Here is a 16,888-nt window from a genome sequence, read left to right as displayed (position 1 = left end):
TGTTGAGATACAGTGAGTGAATAGTTGTTTGAGGTTTATTGATACAGGGAATGTCGGATAGCGACAGAACTTTGGGTTTAAAACATTTCTGGAAAAATTTCTTCTTCAGGAATATTATTTTCCACGTCTTCTTTGAAGAAGCTCTCTATCTCATTGAGATAGCTGTCATAGTCTATTTCGGTGTTTTCGATATCGTCCCATTGGGTGGTATAGACATCAATATTTACGTTTTCGGAAGTGTTGTGATTTAATGTTTCCATATTTGTGTGTTTTTTAATATTTGGATATAATTCAGGCTGTTCAGCATTTATAAGGAATGATGAATTCAAATAATTTTTAAAATGAGTATGATGTTTTTTGTGCTTTTGTTATACTCCAAAGATATAAGCGTAAGGCGACAAAACTTGACGTGTTAGAAAAACTTTTTATAAAACTTTAATATAATCTAATAAGCTTATATTCTATATTTATAAGCTTTTTTACTTATATTCTGTTTTTGATGAGTTTCTGAACAATCTGGTTAAGCATTTCCCGGTTATCATCGATATAGCTTAATCCCGCCTGTATCAGATTTTCTATATTGGATCTTCTTACGTTATCCATTGCCGTCGAAGCATTCTTTAAAGAAGGATTAAGACGGTAATAGTTTTTCTGATTGCGCTGTCCCAGTGTCTGGAACATTTGTCCGATCTGATAGTCCACGGTTTCAGCATTGGAAGACATCAGAATATCAATGATAGGGTTTACCCATCCGATTTTCCCTGCTTTTTGAAGTTTTTTGAAAGAATAGCTTCTTGATTCAAGGCCGGTTCCGATGGAGACGATGATCATGTCGTTCGCCACAGGATAATTAGCCTTCTGGTGATTTTTTAAAACTTCTGCAAAAGGAATTTTTCTGGCTTCTGCATAGGCGCATAAAGTAGGGTTGTTCGCAAACATACCTCCGTCAATAAGGCTGAAAGTCTGCCCATATCTGGATTTTATCTGTACCGGACTGAAATAGGTGGGAGCTGCTGAGGTTGCCCTGCAAATATCTCTCACGTAAAAATTGTCGGTACTTAAATGAGCTTTCCAGGAATTGAAAATTTTTGCTCTTCGGTTTTCTATATCATAACTGGTAATTAAACAAGGTTTTATTAATTCTTTTAATTCTAAATTTCCAAAAAAATCATTCAGGTTTTTTTCCAGGGCTTCCTGCGAGAACTTTTCGTTCAGCAATCCAAACGGATTGACCAGCTTTTCCCAGAAGGAAACCTGAAATATGCCGCCACCTTTTTCAGCATACAGTTCCAGTCCTTTTTGAATGGAATGTTTTGCTTTCCGGTGTTCATCGGGACATAAGATAATGGATGCGATCAATGCTCCCGTGCTGCTTCCTGCCACCAGATCAAAATAGTCTCCCAATTTTGCATCGGGTTTATCATGATACTGTAATTGCTCTTCTATGTAGCGTAGAATAATACAGGTAATAATTCCCCTTATTCCGCCACCGTCCAAGGAAAGAATGGTTGTCTTTTTCATGTAATGCTCTTGCTTTTATAAAGAATTAGGTTACTCTTACAGGTAACTTTTTAAAATAAAAAGAGAGTTTTTATCCGTAAAAGTGTAAGGTTTTCTTGGTTGTTTTCTGTAATCAAAGGTAGGTAGGGAAAGCGACAGAACTTGTCGCAATAAAAAACAATTCAAAAAAATTGTTTTTTGAGTCTTTTAGGGGATATTTAATCAAAAGCAGGAGTATGATCCATAGAATAATTCCTAACATAATAATTGTTGAAAAGTAATCTCCTTAAAATTAAAGATTTGGGATGTTAAATTAAATTATTTGTTATTAATGATATAAGCCTTAAATAAATTGTAATGTCCAATAAAGTATAAAGTATCCGATTCATATTTGGGATAATTAAACTGATAATAATACTCTAAATTATTGGTCCCTTTAAAAATAGTTTCTTTATTTCCAATTTTCAATTTGTTATAATTAAAAGTATTCTGAATGAAGTGAAAATCCCAGTTGTCAGAACCTCCGGAGCCTCCGGATCCCCCACTACTCCCTACACCTTTTAATCCATTTACAAAGGGATTACTGAGAATAAATTCATTATTCTTTATCCTTTTTTTATAGAGGGAAATATTTTTTAGATTTATAGGGAAATTTACATTTTGAATGCCACAGCCTCTACACTCTAAAATGTCTTTTGATATTGGAAATTTCAAGCTATCCGATTGATTAAAATCTTCTAAGCTTTTAACCAATTCAATTTTAATTTCTTTTTTGTTGGTATGGTCAGGGAGGTATTTAATTTCTGGATATTTATCAAACCATGGAATTTTATAACCGCAAAGGAATATAACGAAAATAAAAAATAGGAAAGCAACTCCTAGTCTTTTTATAGTAGACATCTTGGGAGCAATCCATTTACTTAATAAGATATAGAATGGGAGTACAATCAATAAAATAATTCCTAACATAATGTTTAATCACCTTAAAATTAAAGATTCTGGGGTGGTAGATTAAATAATTATTTGTTATTAATAATATAAGCTCTATACAAGGTTCTAAACTCAATAAAGTATAAAGTATCCTTCTCAGATTTAGGGTAGTTAATCTGATAATAATATTTTTGATTAATGCTAATTGCTTTGAAGATAGTTTCTTTATTTGCGATTTTCAATTTATTATAACCCATTGTTCTTTGTCTAAAGTGAAAATCCCAGTTGTCAGAACCTCCGGAGCCTCCGGATCCTCCACTATTCCCGACACCTCTTAATCCACTTACAAAAGAATTATTAAAAACAAAATGATTATCAATAACTCTCTGTTTATAAAGCGAAATATTCTTTAAATTTTCAGAAAAATTAATATTGTTGATAGAACAGCCACCACAGTCTAAAAGATTTCTAGGTAAAAAGTATTTTAGGCTATCCTCTTGATTAAAATCTTCCAAATTTTTAACTACTTCGATTTTGATTTCTTTTTTATTTGTGTGATCAGGTAATCTTTTAATTTCCGGATATTTATCAAACCATGGAATTTTATAGCCACAAAGGAATATAACAAAAATAAAAAACAGGAAAGATATTCCCAGCTTTTTGATAGTGGACATTTTGGGAGCAATCCGTTTATTCAATAGGATATAGAATGGGAATACAATGAATAAAATAATTCCTAACATAATAATTATCGGGGTTTTAAAAATAGTCTTTGCTTATTTTCTGTGGGGATATTAATGAATAATACAGGTAATTGTTTAGCTGCATATTTTCCCAGAATAGAACGGTTGTAATTGGCGGAAATATGGATGCAGTGATGGTAGAGGTTATAATAATCTTCCACAGATATTTTAACGTTTTCTTTTCCCGGATTTTTAACTGCTTTTTCTATGGTATCATTATACCTTTTCAGGAAGGGAAGATTTGGAGGTAATTCATAAAACCGTATATCTGAATAAACAGGAATATTGTTGCGAGTAATTTTATCGGGAAAAGGAACTCCATTCATTTGTGCATATAATTTCATTGCATTCAAAGATACTAAATATATCTTATTGGTAATGAACCGCTCATCATACATTTCATAGTTGTATCCTAATGCTACCGGCGGCTGGGGGCTGTTTACCCGAGGAACGGAATATCTTTTTTGTCCCTGTATGACCTGGATCTGGTTCGGATTTTTCTTCCACTGACCATTCTCGAACTTCCATGCAAATTTTTTTTCATAGCTGGTAGCAATTTTATTGAAGTTAGTAAGTCTTTCTTCCCCTCCAATGGTATCAAAGGCAATAAGGCTCCTGTAATTGGCCTCCGCATAGCCTCCTCCTATATCTGAATGGGAACCAAATAAATACAGATCATATTTATTAGGAGCATTGTTAACCGTAAGGGGGAAGTTGTTGCGATATTCATCGATTGCCATAATATGCATGACTTTAGCGTCCAGGTTTTCCAGAGAGGTATTGATAGCTTCAAAATTTCCATAGAGCTCTTCATAGAGTACGTTGGCAGGATGGCTAATAAGTTCAGGGAGCTCTATCATGGCTTTTTTTATCATGCTTACCGAAAGGTTGTCATCATAGGAGGTGTCAGCTTCAACGGTATCAAACAGTCCTACAAAACGGATTTTGATATTCTTGGGAAAAGCAATCTCATGTAAAGCCAGTTGATCTCCGAATTTGCCGGCATCATGAAGCTCGAGCCCTTTTTTCTTTTTAGCTAGTTCATTAGCACAGTGCCGGGCAGCGGTGGCTCCACGGCTAAAACCGAAAATATCAAAAGTCAGTGTATTGATAGTGATATTTTTCCCTTCCAGCTCTTTTTTTATTTTTTTTGTGATCGCAAGAAGACCCTGTTCCACCCTGGCAATAACACCGCGTTCCCCTCTCCCTGCAGAGGACCCCATAATATCGTCACTGTAATAAGTCTTTGGCGTGATGCCATTTTCTTCCAGTTCTACAAGTGTTCCTATTCCCTGTACATAGTGTTTAAGAATAATTTTGGTTATTTCTTGAGAATGTTTTTTCTCTGGATAGATATCATAAAGCAAAACAATATTAGAATAAGGATTTAAATATGAGGGTGCATTCTCTTCATCAAACATATCACTTTCGAGTTCATAAGCTGTGTCAGTGTTTTTTTTATTAACAATATTTTGTGTTGTTATTACATTTTTATTCTTTAAATCAGTATATGTTTCTTTTATTTTCTTTTCATTAACTCTTAGAGTTTTATTATCCCAAAAATTTTCATTATAATAAACAAGTTCAGAGCAATATCTGTTATTCCCGGTGCCGTCAAAAAATAGCCCTACTGTAATATCTACTTCTTCGGAAGCAGCAGCTGAACTGTTGCTGGAAGATTTTTTTTTGTTTTCAAATTCTGTTATAATAGGGTTAACAGCTCTATTAAGTTCTTGTTTCTGCCTTATTTCTGCAGTATAACTTCCTAAGGGGTTCTTGAGAGATAATCCCTGTATAGGGGTTATGGATACCCCTTTTACAATAGGAGTTTTAGTTGTTTTTATACTTTTCATTCTTAAGTGTTTTTATAAAGAATATAGAGGAAAGAGAATGTTATAAAATAACATACCCCTCTCTATCCCTTTTCATTTTTAAAAGTGTTCTCCAGCTCGTTTTTATAAGTCCTTTTTCCGTAGGAATATTTCTTTTTTCGAAATGAGGCATGTCTTTAAAGGTCTTCCAGTTTCCACCCCAGTCCCAGCCGTGTCTGGCAAAGATTTTCACACATTCATACCAATCGGCTGTCTGGTCGTTGTCCCAGTCTTTTTTAGTGTCCCAGCTGGCTGTTTTTCCATTGATAATTAAGCAGATGTCCACGGCAAAACCATAATTGTGAATACTTTGGCCAGCTTTCGCATTGGTTACTTTTTTTCCATGGGTTATACGCCCGATTGCATACAGCTTTTCCTGTTCTTCAAAGGAACGCAGACCTTGAGTGATTCTTACTTTTGCAGGTCCGGTTAATGCTTCGTCACATTCTTTAATGATTTTTTTGACTTCTTCCCTGACGATGGGATGAAGTTTTTCAATTCTTTGTAAGGTTACTTGGTCCATATCTTTAAATTTATTTTGGGAGGTAAAGGTATGAGCGTGATGCGACGAAACTTGACGTGTTAGGAATTAGTTTTTTATAAGAATTAAAAGAAATGGGAACGGGGGATAGTAAGCGTTTGAAGGCAAAGTTAATGCGTTAATGCGACAAAACATGTCGTGTTTGGAAATTTTTAACCCTTTGTTATTCAGGTTGTTATTCGGTGTGTTAAATTTTAAAAAGCTGTTTATTTTGTGTGGAGAAAAGTATAATTTTGCCTTAAAATATTAATCATTTGTACGATGTATGCCCTGGTAGATTGCAACAGTTTTTTTGTTTCCTGTGAGCGGACTTTGGATCCCTCATTGGAAAATAAGCCTGTCGTGGTATTGTCCAATAATGATGGGTGTGTGGTATCGTTGAGTCTGGAGGCCAAAGCTGTAGGAGTAGAGATGGGGACGCCCGCCTTTAAATATAAAGAGCTCTTCAAAAAGTATGACGTAAAAAGCTTTTCTGCAAAATTTGAACTGTATAACTTCAGAAGTCAGCAGGTCATGGATATCGCTACTTCTTATGTAGCTCCCGGTGACTTTGAGATTTACAGTATTGATGAGCTTTTTTTAGACCTTCGTACCTTTAAATATATTAATATCTATGACTACTGCCAGGCTATTAAAAACCATATCCGTTTAGAAGTCAATATCCCGGTGAGTATAGGCATTGCCCCCACAAAAACCTTATGTAAGGTAGCCAATAGAATTGTGAAAAAATTTCCTGGAAACTTTGATGGAGTCTATATTTTGAATACTCCCGAAAAAATTGAGAAAGCCCTCCGGTGGCTGGATATTGGTGATGTCTGGGGTATCGGAAGAAGATTAGGTGTGAAAATGCGGGATCATGGAGTATATAAAGCCTGGGATTTGCTTCAGAAACCGGAAATGTGGGTTCGGAAGATGATGGGTATTCAGGGTGTCAGGATGATTAACGAATTAAAAGGAATACGCCAGCTTGAGCTCGATGCTCCCTCTCCCAAAAAATCAATAGCAGTTACCCGTAGTTTTATGGAAATGCTTACTAAGAAAGAAGATGTAAAAGAAAGAGTAGAAACTTTTGCCATGTACTGTTCCGAAAGATTGAGAAAGCAGAATACCTGTTGCAAAATGATTACGGTTTTTGTTCAGACCAACCGGTTCCGGAAAGATCTGCCCGAATATAAAAATGCCCTCACACGGGTACTGTCTAACCCTACCAATTCATCCATTGTGATAGGAAGAGTGGCCAATGAACTTTTTGAAGCTATTTATAAAGAAGGATTTCATTATAAAAGAGCCGGAGTTATGGTGAATGATTTTGTTCCCGAAAATGAAAGACTGGTAAGCCTGTTTGAAGAAGATTCCCAGGATCGGCATTTACCGGTAATGAAGGCTATGGATAACATGAATAAGAAGTTTGGGAAGGATAAGGTACGGCTGGGAAGTATGAGCGGCAAAAATACATTTGGGAGAGCTCAGCTTTCCCCGGAATACGAAGCTTTTCTGAAGAATAACACTTTTCCCGAAGCTAATTTCCGGTTTCATTAAAAGAAATATTACTTTTTTAGTTATTTGGCTTTCAAATTTTTATAAAAATCTACGAGTTTGTGTTTTTTTATGTTCTTTTATGTTTTTAATGAGAGGATGAAATTGTTCTTTTGTCCTTAAATTTGAATGTCTATTTTTCATTGGAACTATTTAATTTGTGAAATAAAATAAACAAGTGTTGAGAAGTAGACCGTAAAATTGAATTCGTTATCCTAATTAGTAAACGAACCACAATTTATTAGCCTTGTATATTTTATATAGCCCTTGGTTTCCAACTCAAGGGCTATATTTTTTTCTTTTATTTTCGGAGCAAAATGAGTGAACGGTTTCTTTCAGGTAAGAAAGAACAGGCTGGGCAAAGTCCTGGGATTTTCAATTAAGAATCTATTTGTGGGTCAAACGTCATATGGGCTGGAAAGTTTTTACAGTTTCATTTACAATAAACCTGACCTGATCCGGCCTTCCCCTGTCATTTTTTGGAAGATTATTAAAGCTCCCGGTTTTTACAATAACCATATCATGTTCCGGAATTATAATAATGTACTGTCCCTGAAGCCCCAGGAAATAATAATGCTTTACCGGGTTGTCATTATTGATCCAGAGTCCCATGCCATATATTTCTTCTGATGGAAGGGTAGGAGTCCGCATAAGCTCTATAAACTCAGGGTTGAGGAGCTGCTGATCCCCGGCTTTTCCATTGTCCAGGAAAAGCTGTCCCAATTTGGCGAAATCTCTTGAGGTGGCGTGAATGCAGCAGTAGGTTTTTTCCATTCCGCTGTTATCAGTGCTCCATGTTGCATCCTGTTCCATTCCCAGAGGAATCCAGAACTTTTGGGATAAATAGCTGGCTAAAGGTTCATCCAGGGCTTTTCTCACCGCGAATCCCAGCAGTTGGGTTGATCCGCTTTGATATTCAAAACGGGTTCCCGGTTTTTCCTTGATCTTTTTGGGAAAGGTAGCTTTAATTAAACTTTTTCCGTAATAAGCCTTAGCATTCGGAAGAAAAGGATTTTTGTAGTTTTCTTCCCAGTCCAGCCCGGCCTCCATTTCAGCAAGGTTTTTTAAAGTGAGCTGATCTCCGAATTCTTTATCTTTAAAACTTTCAAAAAAGTCGGTATACCTCGCCTCAAGATTTTTGATTTTTCCCTCTTCTATAGCTTTTCCTAAAAGCATTACGGTAACAGCTTTAGCCATGGAAAAGGAATTGGTCTTAGACATCTCATCATATCCGTTCCAATACTCTTCATGCACTAATTTTCTGTTTTTTATAACCAGAAAAGAAGCTGTATTCCCTTTAATTAAATCTTCAACTAAAGTTTTAGGTAATTTTAATGTATTATATTCTGTTGACTTTTCCCACGGTCTGGGGTTTCCGGCGGCAATGGTATTGCCCGGAAAGAGCTTTCCGTCATCAATATTGGCGCTTGATTTTCCTTTTAAATAAGTTTTGGCAATACCGCTTAATAAATAATCGTAACCAAAAAAATAAGCCAAAGCTACCGTAGCAGCAGATGCCCCCAAAAGATATTTCAACATTTTGCTATAAGTGTAATGGGAACAAATTTAAAATAAAATTTGAGTTGGGAACGGTATTGATGTAAATAAGTTATCCCAGGCAGATGAGGAAATAAAAAAGCCTTGAAAAATCAAGGCCTTTAACTTATATTTTTGAAAGTAAATTTCTAAAGTTCGTTTTCTCATCAATAATTCTTCGGAGCTCCGAAACAGGAACTCTTTCCTGCTGCATGGTATCTCTGTCTCTGATTGTTACCGTATGATCGACTAAAGAGTCGTGATCTACGGTGATACAGTAAGGAGTACCGATAGCATCCTGTCTTCTGTAGCGTTTTCCGATGGCATCCTTTTCCTCGTAGAATAAGTTGAAATCATATTTCAGATCATTGAAAATCTTTTCTGCATACTCTGCTAGACCGTCTTTCTTCATCAATGGAAGAATAGCCGCTTTAATAGGTGCTAATGCCGGAGGTAAAGATAGAACAGTTCTTTCCGAACCGTCTTCCAATACTTCGTCTTTCAGGCAGTGTGCAAATATGGAAAGGAATAATCTGTCCAGACCTACTGACGTTTCCACTACATAAGGTACATAGTTTTGGTTTCTTTCGGGATCGAAGAACTGAAGCTTTCTTCCGGAGAATTCTTCATGCGCTTTTAAGTCGAAATCCGTTCTTGAGTGAATACCTTCCAGCTCTTTAAATCCGAACGGGAAATTAAATTCAATATCAGCAGCTGCATTGGCATAGTGGGCAAGCTTCTCATGATCGTGGAATCTGTAGTTTTCGTTTCCTAATCCTAAAGCTAAATGCCAGTTCAGACGTTTTTGCTTCCATTGCTCGTAGAACTCAAGTTCCGTTCCCGGAGCTACGAAAAACTGCATTTCCATTTGTTCGAATTCACGCATTCTGAAGATAAACTGTCTCGCAACAATTTCATTTCTGAATGCTTTTCCGATTTGGGCAATACCAAAAGGAAGCTTATGACGGGAAGTTTTCTGTACATTTAAGAAATTCACGAAAATACCCTGTGCCGTTTCCGGTCTTAGGTACAGATCCATGGCGTTCTCTGCCGAAGCACCCAGTTTGGTTCCGAACATCAGGTTGAACTGTCTTACTTCCGTCCAGTTTTTAGAACCGGTATCAGGATCGGCAATTTCTAATTCTTCAATTAATGCCTTTACATCCGCAAGATCTTCATTTTCTAAAGACTTGGCCAGCCTGGAAAGAATAGCTTCTCTTTTGGCTCTGTATTCCAATATTTTTGGATTTGTAGCTACAAACTGATCTTTATCGAAAGCATCCCCGAATCTTTTCGCTGCTTTTTCTATTTCTTTATTCTCCTTATCCTCAATCTTTGCACAATAATCTTCTACCAATACATCCGCTCGGAAACGTTTTTTAGAGTCCTTATTGTCAATCAGAGGATCATTGAAGGCATCTACGTGGCCTGAAGCTTTCCAAGTAGTGGGGTGCATAAGGATGGCAGAATCTATCCCTACAATATTCTCGTTAAGCTGTACCATAGCTTTCCACCAATATTGTTTGATATTATTCTTTAGTTCGGCGCCATTTTGTCCATAATCATATACAGCGGATAATCCATCGTATATTTCACTGGATGGAAAAATGAAACCATATTCTTTTGCGTGAGAGATCACTTTCTTGAAAACATCTTCTTGCTTTGCCATTTTTTGAAATGATTTTTTGCAAAAGTATTGAATTTACCATAGAATTTATAATTCCCCGGTCAAAAACTTTATTTGTCTCTTATCTGTTTCCTCAATGATAAATGTCATAAACCTGTTTTAAAGGAAAATTGTTTAAATATAAACTAACCATAACGTGCTATTAATTTTTATTATTAAATGTAAATTGAAATAATAAGGAATATAATTGGAATTTATATTATTATATGATAAAACTGTTAAAAATTATATTATTAATCTATTCTTTATTTTTGTTTATTCTAAATAAATAAAATGTATGGGAAATATTAATTATTTTTTGATGGCGGTATCTTTTTCACCGGCTGTATATTTTGCCCAGGAAAAGAATGACTCCATAAAAAGTAATAATCTTGATGAGGTAATTATTACGGCTACCCGGTCTCCGGAGATGCTTACAAAATCTACTTCCACAGTTTCTGTTATTAACAGGAAGCAGATCGCAGAACAATCCATGATTTCTCCTGATCTTAGTAATATTCTGGCCAACGCCGTTCCCGGAATGGCTTTTGGGAATAACCAGATGGGGAACAGGGGACAGACGCTTCGCGGAAGGGATGTCCTTGTAATGATCGATGGTATTCCACAATCCAGTCCGTTAAGAAAAACAGACCGGAATATAAGAACCATAGATCCCGCGGTTATCGAAAGAATAGAAGTGGTAAAAGGAGCTACCTCCATTTATGGTAATGGTGCCGAAGGAGGAATTATCAATTATATCACGAAACAGAATAGCAGTAATAAAAGAATTTCAGGGAATACGACCTTCAGCTTTACCAGCCATGATCTGTTTAATAATAAAATGTTTAAATCCGAAGGCGGGGCAGGTTACAGGGTTTCTCAAAGCTTATATGGAAAACTTAGTAAGTGGGATTATTTTGTTAATTATGACTTTACCCGGAATGGGGTAAGGCTGGATGGAGACGGTCTGGTTCAAAATCCGCGATATGGATTGGGGGAGACCAATATTAATAATGCTTTTGCCAAAATAGGCTACAATATCAATCAGGACAGCAGACTGGAGGTGATGTACAATTATTTTTCCAGCTTGCAGGATTCCAAATATATTCTCGACAAAGGTAAATACGGAGAAACGCCTTCACTCGGAATGCTGGGAGACAGGACTGGAGTGAAAGAAGGAACCCGATATAATCATAACGGGTATTTCTCCTATAAAAACAAAAATATATTCCGGAATACAAGCTTAAATACTTCTCTTTACTTTCAGGATTTATATACTATTTATGATTACAGGGAGCCACCGCGTTGGAAAACCGGCGGACAATCCACTATTACAGAAAAGAAATATGGTTTCCGAACGGATTTTACCACTCTTTTCAAAGAAGGAAATACTTCTGTAATGTCTCTCACCTATGGTGTGGATGCATTGAAAGAAAATACTTCCCAGCCTTTAGTTGACGGACGTGTCTGGGTTCCTGAACTTGAACTTTTATCTTTTGCTCCCTTTGTTCAGAGTAAGATATTTATTACGGATGACCTGACCATGAAGGCCGGGGTACGATGGGACTGGATACAGGTAAGCGTACCGGATTATACTACATTACCTTCAGGAAAAGGAGTTCCCTATGATGTGGAAGGAGGAAAACTTAAATATACCAATTGGTCGTATAATGTGGGATTAAATTATCACCTGGCAGATCCTCTTCAGATTTATACTTCATATTCCAGGGGATTCAGTATTTATGACCTAGGAAGGACCTTAAGGGATGCTAAAAGCAATGTATTGAGCGAAATAGAAACCAAGCCTGTAGTGGTGGATAGCTATGAGATCGGAATTAACAGTAAGATATCGGACTGGCTTAATCTTTCCGCAAGTTATTTCTATAATTATACGCAGCTGGGTACCGAACTGGTTCCCCTAAACGGATTCTGGACGGTAGACCGTACCCCTCAGTATGTACAGGGAGTTGAAATTACAGCAGATGTATTTCCTTTGAAAGGACTTAATATAGGAGGAGCTTATACGTATCAGGAAGGAAAAAAATATGAAGAAGACGGAAAGAAATATTTAAACGGAACCAGTATAGCAGCACCGAGACTTAATACCTATGTAAAGTATGATTCTAATAAGCTGCATTTAGGAGTTTATTATCTGCAATCCTTTGAAAGGGACCGTTTTGAACCGAATGCAACTACCGGAAAATACGAAGAAGGGCAAGGGCCGGTAAGGTCTTTCGGGCTTTTCAACTTTGAAGGAAGCTACAAAATAAATAAAACATTGAAGGTAGGACTGGGAATTGAAAATGTATTGAATAAAACATACTATACCCCTACGTCTATGTTCACAGTAAGAGATGCAGAATATGTAAGAGGAAACGGAAGATACTATACGGTTTCTCTAAGCTTTAGTTACTAAAATAGGACGTTTTAGATATTGACTTTGTTATTTGATTATTAGAAGGCAAAGTATCCGTTTTTAATGTTTATCGGATACTTTGTTTCTTTTTTATGTCTTTTTTAAATAAAGAAATGAGCCACGGTATAGATTATCAATCCGACCAGACCTCCAACCAAAGTTCCGTTAACCCTTATAAACTGAAGATCTTTTCCCACTTCCAGCTCAAGCTTTTCGCTCAGTTCTTTTCCCTGCCAGTTTCCTACCGTGGAGCTGATGAGGTTTCCGAACTGGTGCGTATTTCTTAAGATATATTTATAAGCGGTTAAGCGTACCCAGTGATCTATTTTATTTTGGAAATTTATGTCGGTTTTAAGGTTCTGGGAAAACTCATTGAGGTTTTTCGTAATATAGGCCTTAAGAGAAGAATGCTCTTCTTTTAATTCTTTGATCACGGTTTTTTTTATGGAGCTCCAGATGTCTTGGGAGTATTCATTTAATTTTTCATTCGTAAGCAGGTCATTTTTGATATTTCTGAATTCATCCTCCCATTTTTTGTCTTCTTTAAGATCGACAGAAAATTCATAGATCTTTTTCGTGATTAAAGCTCGGATCTCATGTTGCGGATCTTCTTCTATTTCCCTGAAAAAATCCGAAAGCCCGTTGGCGATCTTGTCGGCGATCTTATTATCAATAAATTTTGGAATGAAAGAATAGCTGCCTTTTTGTACACGATCCTGGATCATTTCTTCATTTTCGATGATATAATCCTTGATCTGCTTGGAAAGACTGGTGATCATTCTCTGATGGTCATTTTTTTCCAGAATATAATGAATGCCGTTTCCTACAATGGTATTAAGCTTCACATCGGCAGCCATTTCGGACACTTTTTTGCTGATAAAATGACTTACCTCACTATCATCAAGCTTATTGAGGATATCCAACACAATGTCGGAAATATTGGCGATCAGAACATGCTGGTTCTTTTGCTTGGAAAGCCATTCGCCTACATAGTTCGAAACTTTCAGTTTTTGAATATAAGGTCTGATATTCTGTGGTGAAAGAAAGTTGGAAACCACAAAACTTCCAAGGTTATCTCCCAGTTTCTGCTTGCTGTTTTCGATAAGATTGGTATGGGGAATAGGCAGTCCTAAAGGATGCCTGAAGAGAGCCGTTACCGCAAACCAGTCTGCAAGGGCACCTACCATGGCAGCTTCAGAAAAAGCGCGCACGTATCCAATCCAGTGGGAGTCATTGGTTTTCTGCAGAATAGTCGTCACGATAAAAGTAATAGCCATCACCAGGAAAAGGCCTGTGGCAATTGCCTTATATTTATTTAGCTGTTTTCTTTTTGCTTCATCATTCATATTCTATCAAATTTAGTAATTTTGATATGTAACTAAAAGGGTAATATTAATCCATCTTAATAAGGGTGCTTTTAAGAACATAGAACCATAAAACAATTTATGAAAATTTTACTTTCCATATCATTGCTTATCTTTCTGCACATGTGTTCGCAGACACCACAACCCGTTAAATCTACACCTATGGAAAATAATGAAGCAAAAAACAATCCATATTATTCGAGAACGGATACAGCAAAGCTTACCGTTTCCAATGAAGAATGGAAAAAAATTCTTTCTCCTGATTTATATGCAGTAGCCAGAGAGGCTGCTACGGAAAGAGCATTCACCGGAAAATATAATGAATTTGACGAAATAGGAGACTATTATTGCGCTGTATGCGGGAACCATTTGTTTCGTTCCACTTCCAAATTTGCAAGCAGCTGCGGATGGCCAAGCTTTTTTGAAGCGGATAAAAACGGAGTGAGGTATGAGAAAGATTCGTCTTATGGAATGGAAAGGGTAGAAGTGCTTTGTAAAAGATGTGATTCGCATCTGGGTCACGTGTTTGATGATGGACCAAAGCCTACCGGCTTACGCTATTGTATGAACTCGATAAGTTTGGAATTTGTTCCGGATTCTTCAAAATAATTTGATTTTCAGTAAGAATAACGGAGTTAAAGTTTCTTAAATAGCGTTAAACTTTTTTTATATTAACGTATTGATAATTATGTTTTTATAATTTTGCAGTCGAATTTATAATTAAGAGGATGAAAGGATTATATAGTGCATTGGGTATTGTTTATATGATTACAACTTCTTTTTACCTTTCTAACGGAAAAGTAGATACCAAAAAAGAAAATATCAATACTACAAAAACTGAAATTTCAACGGCTGTAAAAACAGTAAAAAATAATACGGAAGTAACTTCTTCAGAAGAACTTTACAATTCAATAGGATTTGAAAATGACCATAAACTTAATTATGATGCGTTTTCAAAAGGATTATTAGGATTTGAAAATCTTAAAAAGGCAGGGATGCTGGATGCGGATGCTCATCTGCTGACTATTTGTGATTTTTCTTTGTCTTCCAATACGAAAAGGCTTTGGGTAATAGATATCAATGAAAAAAAAGTATTATTTAATTCATTGGTAGCTCACGGAAAAAATACTGGAGAAGAGTTTGCCCAGAATTTTTCCAATACGGAAAGCTCCTATCAAAGCAGCTTAGGCTTTTATATCACAGATACTACGTACGAAGGAGATAACGGCTATTCCCTGAAATTGCTGGGAATGGATAAAGGGTTTAACGATGCCGCTTTTAAAAGAGCAATCGTAATGCATGGCGCCGATTATGTAAGCGAAGATTTTGCAAGCATGCATAAAAGAATCGGAAGAAGCTGGGGATGTCCTGCTCTACCGAGAGCTTTAACGGAGCCTATCATTAATACGATAAAAGGAAAAAGCTGTCTTTTTATTTATTATCCTGATCAGAATTACCTTTCCTCTTCGGAATGGTTGAAATCATAAAAAAAGCAGTCGGAAATGACTGCTTTTTTGTTATGCTCCGGTGTATTTTTTAAAAACTACCGTCGCATTATGACCTCCGAATCCGAAGGCGTTGCTTAATGCAAAATTGATATTTTTCTCTTTCGCTTCATTGAACACGATATTGATATCCCGCGGGATATTTTCATCCACATTCTGCACATTAATGGTTGGTGGAATAATTCCGTTTTCAATAGCTTTAATGGATAGGATAGCTTCGGCAGCACCCGCCGCTCCCAGTAAATGTCCGGTCATGGATTTGGTAGCGCTGATGTCCAGGTTTTTACTTCCTTTAAAAAGCTTATTAATGGCTTTAAGTTCAAGAAGATCTCCCAATGGTGTTGAGGTTGCGTGAGGATTTATATAGTTGATATCCTCAATATTTGCCCCTGCTTCGTGAAGAGCCAGCTGCATAGCTTTAATGGCACCTACTCCTTCGGGATGTGGGGCGGTCATATGGTGGGCATCCGCAGTCATCGCCGCTCCCACCAGCTCTGCATATATTTTTGCTCCCCGTTTTTTAGCATGTTCATATTCCTCAAGAATTAAGGCTCCTGCTCCTTCTCCCATCACAAATCCATCCCTTTCGGCATCATACGGGCGGCTGGCCGTGAGGTAATTGTCATTTCGGGTAGACATGGCTTTCATTACGGAGAAACCACCTATGGAGGCAGGAGTAATGGCTGCTTCGGAACCTCCGCTGATTACAGCTTTAGCTTTTCCCAGACGAATATAATTGAATGCATCCATCAATGCTGTATTTCCTGTGGCACAGGCTGAGACAGTCGTATAGTTAATTCCCTGAAGTCCGAATTTCATGGAAATCATTCCGGATGCCATGTTAACGATAAATTTTGGAACGAAGAAAGGATTGAAACGGGGTGTTCCGTCACCTCCATAAAACTCCGCCACTTCATTTTCAAAAGTAAGCATCCCTCCCTGTCCGGTTCCCCAGATGACTCCCACATCAAACGGATCTTCTTTTTCTATTTCCAAACCTGAATCCTGAAGGGCTTCTGCAGACGCATAAAGAGCATATTGAGTAAATAGGTCACTTCTCTTAATTTCCTGATGGGTTAAATGGGTTTCAGGTTTAAAGTCCTTCAGCTCACACGCAAACCGCACTTTAAAATTTTCTGCATTAAAATGCTGAATAGGAGCGGCCCCGCTTTTCCCGTTAATACTGTTTTTCCAAAAGTCTTCGACATTGTTTCCCAGTGGAGTCACGGCACCCAATCCTGTAATGACAACTCTTTTCATAGATAGTTATTAATCTTGTT

Annotated in this window: 14 protein-coding genes; 4 read left to right on the top strand and 10 right to left on the bottom strand. The window is 36.9% G+C overall.

All coding sequences use genetic code 11. The features are described from left to right. Positions 1-77 precede the first annotated feature (77 nt). The 6 genes from ABJ974_RS15680 to ABJ974_RS15655 all read right to left on the bottom strand — a co-directional run bounded on the left by ABJ974_RS15680 (position 78) and on the right by ABJ974_RS15655 (position 5,567). On the bottom strand, positions 78-260 hold the full coding sequence (locus ABJ974_RS15680) for a hypothetical protein (protein ID WP_419869155.1): 183 nt from the start codon (positions 258-260) through the stop codon (positions 78-80). A gap of 223 nt (positions 261-483) precedes the next feature. Next, positions 484-1,521: a patatin-like phospholipase family protein gene (locus ABJ974_RS15675; RefSeq protein ID WP_419869154.1), complete on the bottom strand. Its 1,038-nt coding sequence runs from the start codon at positions 1,519-1,521 to the stop codon at positions 484-486. A 297-nt stretch (positions 1,522-1,818) separates the two neighbouring features. Further along, entirely contained in the window at positions 1,819-2,469 is a 651-nt protein-coding gene (locus ABJ974_RS15670) for a hypothetical protein (RefSeq protein WP_419869153.1), read from the bottom strand. Between the two features lie 50 nt (positions 2,470-2,519). Then, positions 2,520-3,173, bottom strand: a complete 654-nt coding sequence (locus ABJ974_RS15665) for a hypothetical protein (protein ID WP_419869152.1) — start codon at positions 3,171-3,173, stop codon at positions 2,520-2,522. Positions 3,174-3,178: 5 nt separating this feature from the next. Next, entirely contained in the window at positions 3,179-5,026 is a 1,848-nt protein-coding gene (locus ABJ974_RS15660; protein WP_419869151.1) for a phospholipase effector Tle1 domain-containing protein, read from the bottom strand. 40 nt (positions 5,027-5,066) lie between these two features. Beyond that, complete coding sequence (locus ABJ974_RS15655) at positions 5,067-5,567, bottom strand: M15 family metallopeptidase (protein ID WP_419869150.1); 501 nt, start codon at positions 5,565-5,567, stop codon at positions 5,067-5,069. A gap of 279 nt (positions 5,568-5,846) precedes the next feature. On the opposite strand from ABJ974_RS15655, the gene ABJ974_RS15650 reads away from it, so the two are divergent. Next, positions 5,847-7,124, top strand: a complete 1,278-nt coding sequence (locus tag ABJ974_RS15650) for a Y-family DNA polymerase (protein ID WP_419869149.1) — start codon at positions 5,847-5,849, stop codon at positions 7,122-7,124. Positions 7,125-7,526: 402 nt separating this feature from the next. On the opposite strand, the gene ABJ974_RS15645 is transcribed toward ABJ974_RS15650, so the two are convergent. Continuing rightward, positions 7,527-8,660: a serine hydrolase domain-containing protein gene (locus tag ABJ974_RS15645; protein ID WP_419869148.1), complete on the bottom strand. Its 1,134-nt coding sequence runs from the start codon at positions 8,658-8,660 to the stop codon at positions 7,527-7,529. A gap of 124 nt (positions 8,661-8,784) precedes the next feature. Next, on the bottom strand, positions 8,785-10,326 hold the full coding sequence (locus ABJ974_RS15640) for a glycine--tRNA ligase (RefSeq protein ID WP_419869147.1): 1,542 nt from the start codon (positions 10,324-10,326) through the stop codon (positions 8,785-8,787). 295 nt (positions 10,327-10,621) lie between these two features. Here ABJ974_RS15640 and ABJ974_RS15635 point away from each other — a divergent pair, with 295 nt between their 5' ends. Then, positions 10,622-12,739 carry a TonB-dependent receptor gene (locus tag ABJ974_RS15635; RefSeq protein ID WP_419869146.1) on the top strand — a complete coding sequence of 706 codons (2,118 nt, stop codon included), beginning with the start codon at positions 10,622-10,624 and terminating at the stop codon, positions 12,737-12,739. 101 nt (positions 12,740-12,840) lie between these two features. Here ABJ974_RS15635 and ABJ974_RS15630 read toward each other — a convergent pair whose 3' ends face one another. Continuing rightward, on the bottom strand, positions 12,841-14,085 hold the full coding sequence (locus ABJ974_RS15630; protein WP_419869145.1) for a DUF445 domain-containing protein: 1,245 nt from the start codon (positions 14,083-14,085) through the stop codon (positions 12,841-12,843). A 141-nt stretch (positions 14,086-14,226) separates the two neighbouring features. Between ABJ974_RS15630 and msrB the strand changes: the two genes are divergently transcribed. Beyond that, complete coding sequence (msrB, locus tag ABJ974_RS15625; RefSeq protein WP_419870983.1) at positions 14,227-14,712, top strand: peptide-methionine (R)-S-oxide reductase MsrB; 486 nt, start codon at positions 14,227-14,229, stop codon at positions 14,710-14,712. A gap of 119 nt (positions 14,713-14,831) precedes the next feature. Further along, the gene (locus tag ABJ974_RS15620) at positions 14,832-15,590 is read left to right on the top strand and encodes a murein L,D-transpeptidase catalytic domain family protein (protein WP_419869144.1); all 759 of its coding nucleotides are present in this window, start codon (positions 14,832-14,834) and stop codon (positions 15,588-15,590) included. Positions 15,591-15,620: 30 nt separating this feature from the next. On the opposite strand, the gene fabF is transcribed toward ABJ974_RS15620, so the two are convergent. Beyond that, positions 15,621-16,868 carry a beta-ketoacyl-ACP synthase II gene (gene fabF, locus ABJ974_RS15615; protein WP_419869143.1) on the bottom strand — a complete coding sequence of 416 codons (1,248 nt, stop codon included), beginning with the start codon at positions 16,866-16,868 and terminating at the stop codon, positions 15,621-15,623. Positions 16,869-16,888: the final 20 nt, after the last annotated feature.

The organism is Chryseobacterium sp. CT-SW4, assembly GCF_048572715.1.
Taxonomy (GTDB): Bacteria; Bacteroidota; Bacteroidia; order Flavobacteriales; family Weeksellaceae; genus Chryseobacterium.
The sequence above is the reverse complement of the archived record's forward strand: the minus strand, read 5'-3'. Positions and strand labels throughout refer to the sequence as shown.

Bases quoted from the DNA above. Each gene is read 5' to 3' on its own strand.
- msrB (WP_419870983.1), top strand. From the start codon at position 14,227: ATGTGTTCGCAGACACCACAACCCGTTAAATCTACACCTATGGAAAAT.
- fabF (WP_419869143.1), bottom strand. From the start codon at position 16,868: ATGAAAAGAGTTGTCATTACAGGATTGGGTGCCGTGACTCCACTGGGA.
- ABJ974_RS15630 (WP_419869145.1), bottom strand. From the start codon at position 14,085: ATGAATGATGAAGCAAAAAGAAAACAGCTAAATAAATATAAGGCAATT.
- ABJ974_RS15655 (WP_419869150.1), bottom strand. From the start codon at position 5,567: ATGGACCAAGTAACCTTACAAAGAATTGAAAAACTTCATCCCATCGTC.
- ABJ974_RS15670 (WP_419869153.1), bottom strand. From the start codon at position 2,469: ATGTTAGGAATTATTTTATTGATTGTACTCCCATTCTATATCTTATTA.
- ABJ974_RS15660 (WP_419869151.1), bottom strand. From the start codon at position 5,026: ATGAAAAGTATAAAAACAACTAAAACTCCTATTGTAAAAGGGGTATCC.
- ABJ974_RS15650 (WP_419869149.1), top strand. From the start codon at position 5,847: ATGTATGCCCTGGTAGATTGCAACAGTTTTTTTGTTTCCTGTGAGCGG.
- ABJ974_RS15645 (WP_419869148.1), bottom strand. From the start codon at position 8,660: ATGTTGAAATATCTTTTGGGGGCATCTGCTGCTACGGTAGCTTTGGCT.
- ABJ974_RS15675 (WP_419869154.1), bottom strand. From the start codon at position 1,521: ATGAAAAAGACAACCATTCTTTCCTTGGACGGTGGCGGAATAAGGGGA.
- ABJ974_RS15665 (WP_419869152.1), bottom strand. From the start codon at position 3,173: ATGTTAGGAATTATTTTATTCATTGTATTCCCATTCTATATCCTATTG.
- ABJ974_RS15640 (WP_419869147.1), bottom strand. From the start codon at position 10,326: ATGGCAAAGCAAGAAGATGTTTTCAAGAAAGTGATCTCTCACGCAAAA.
- ABJ974_RS15680 (WP_419869155.1), bottom strand. From the start codon at position 260: ATGGAAACATTAAATCACAACACTTCCGAAAACGTAAATATTGATGTC.
- ABJ974_RS15620 (WP_419869144.1), top strand. From the start codon at position 14,832: ATGAAAGGATTATATAGTGCATTGGGTATTGTTTATATGATTACAACT.
- ABJ974_RS15635 (WP_419869146.1), top strand. From the start codon at position 10,622: ATGGGAAATATTAATTATTTTTTGATGGCGGTATCTTTTTCACCGGCT.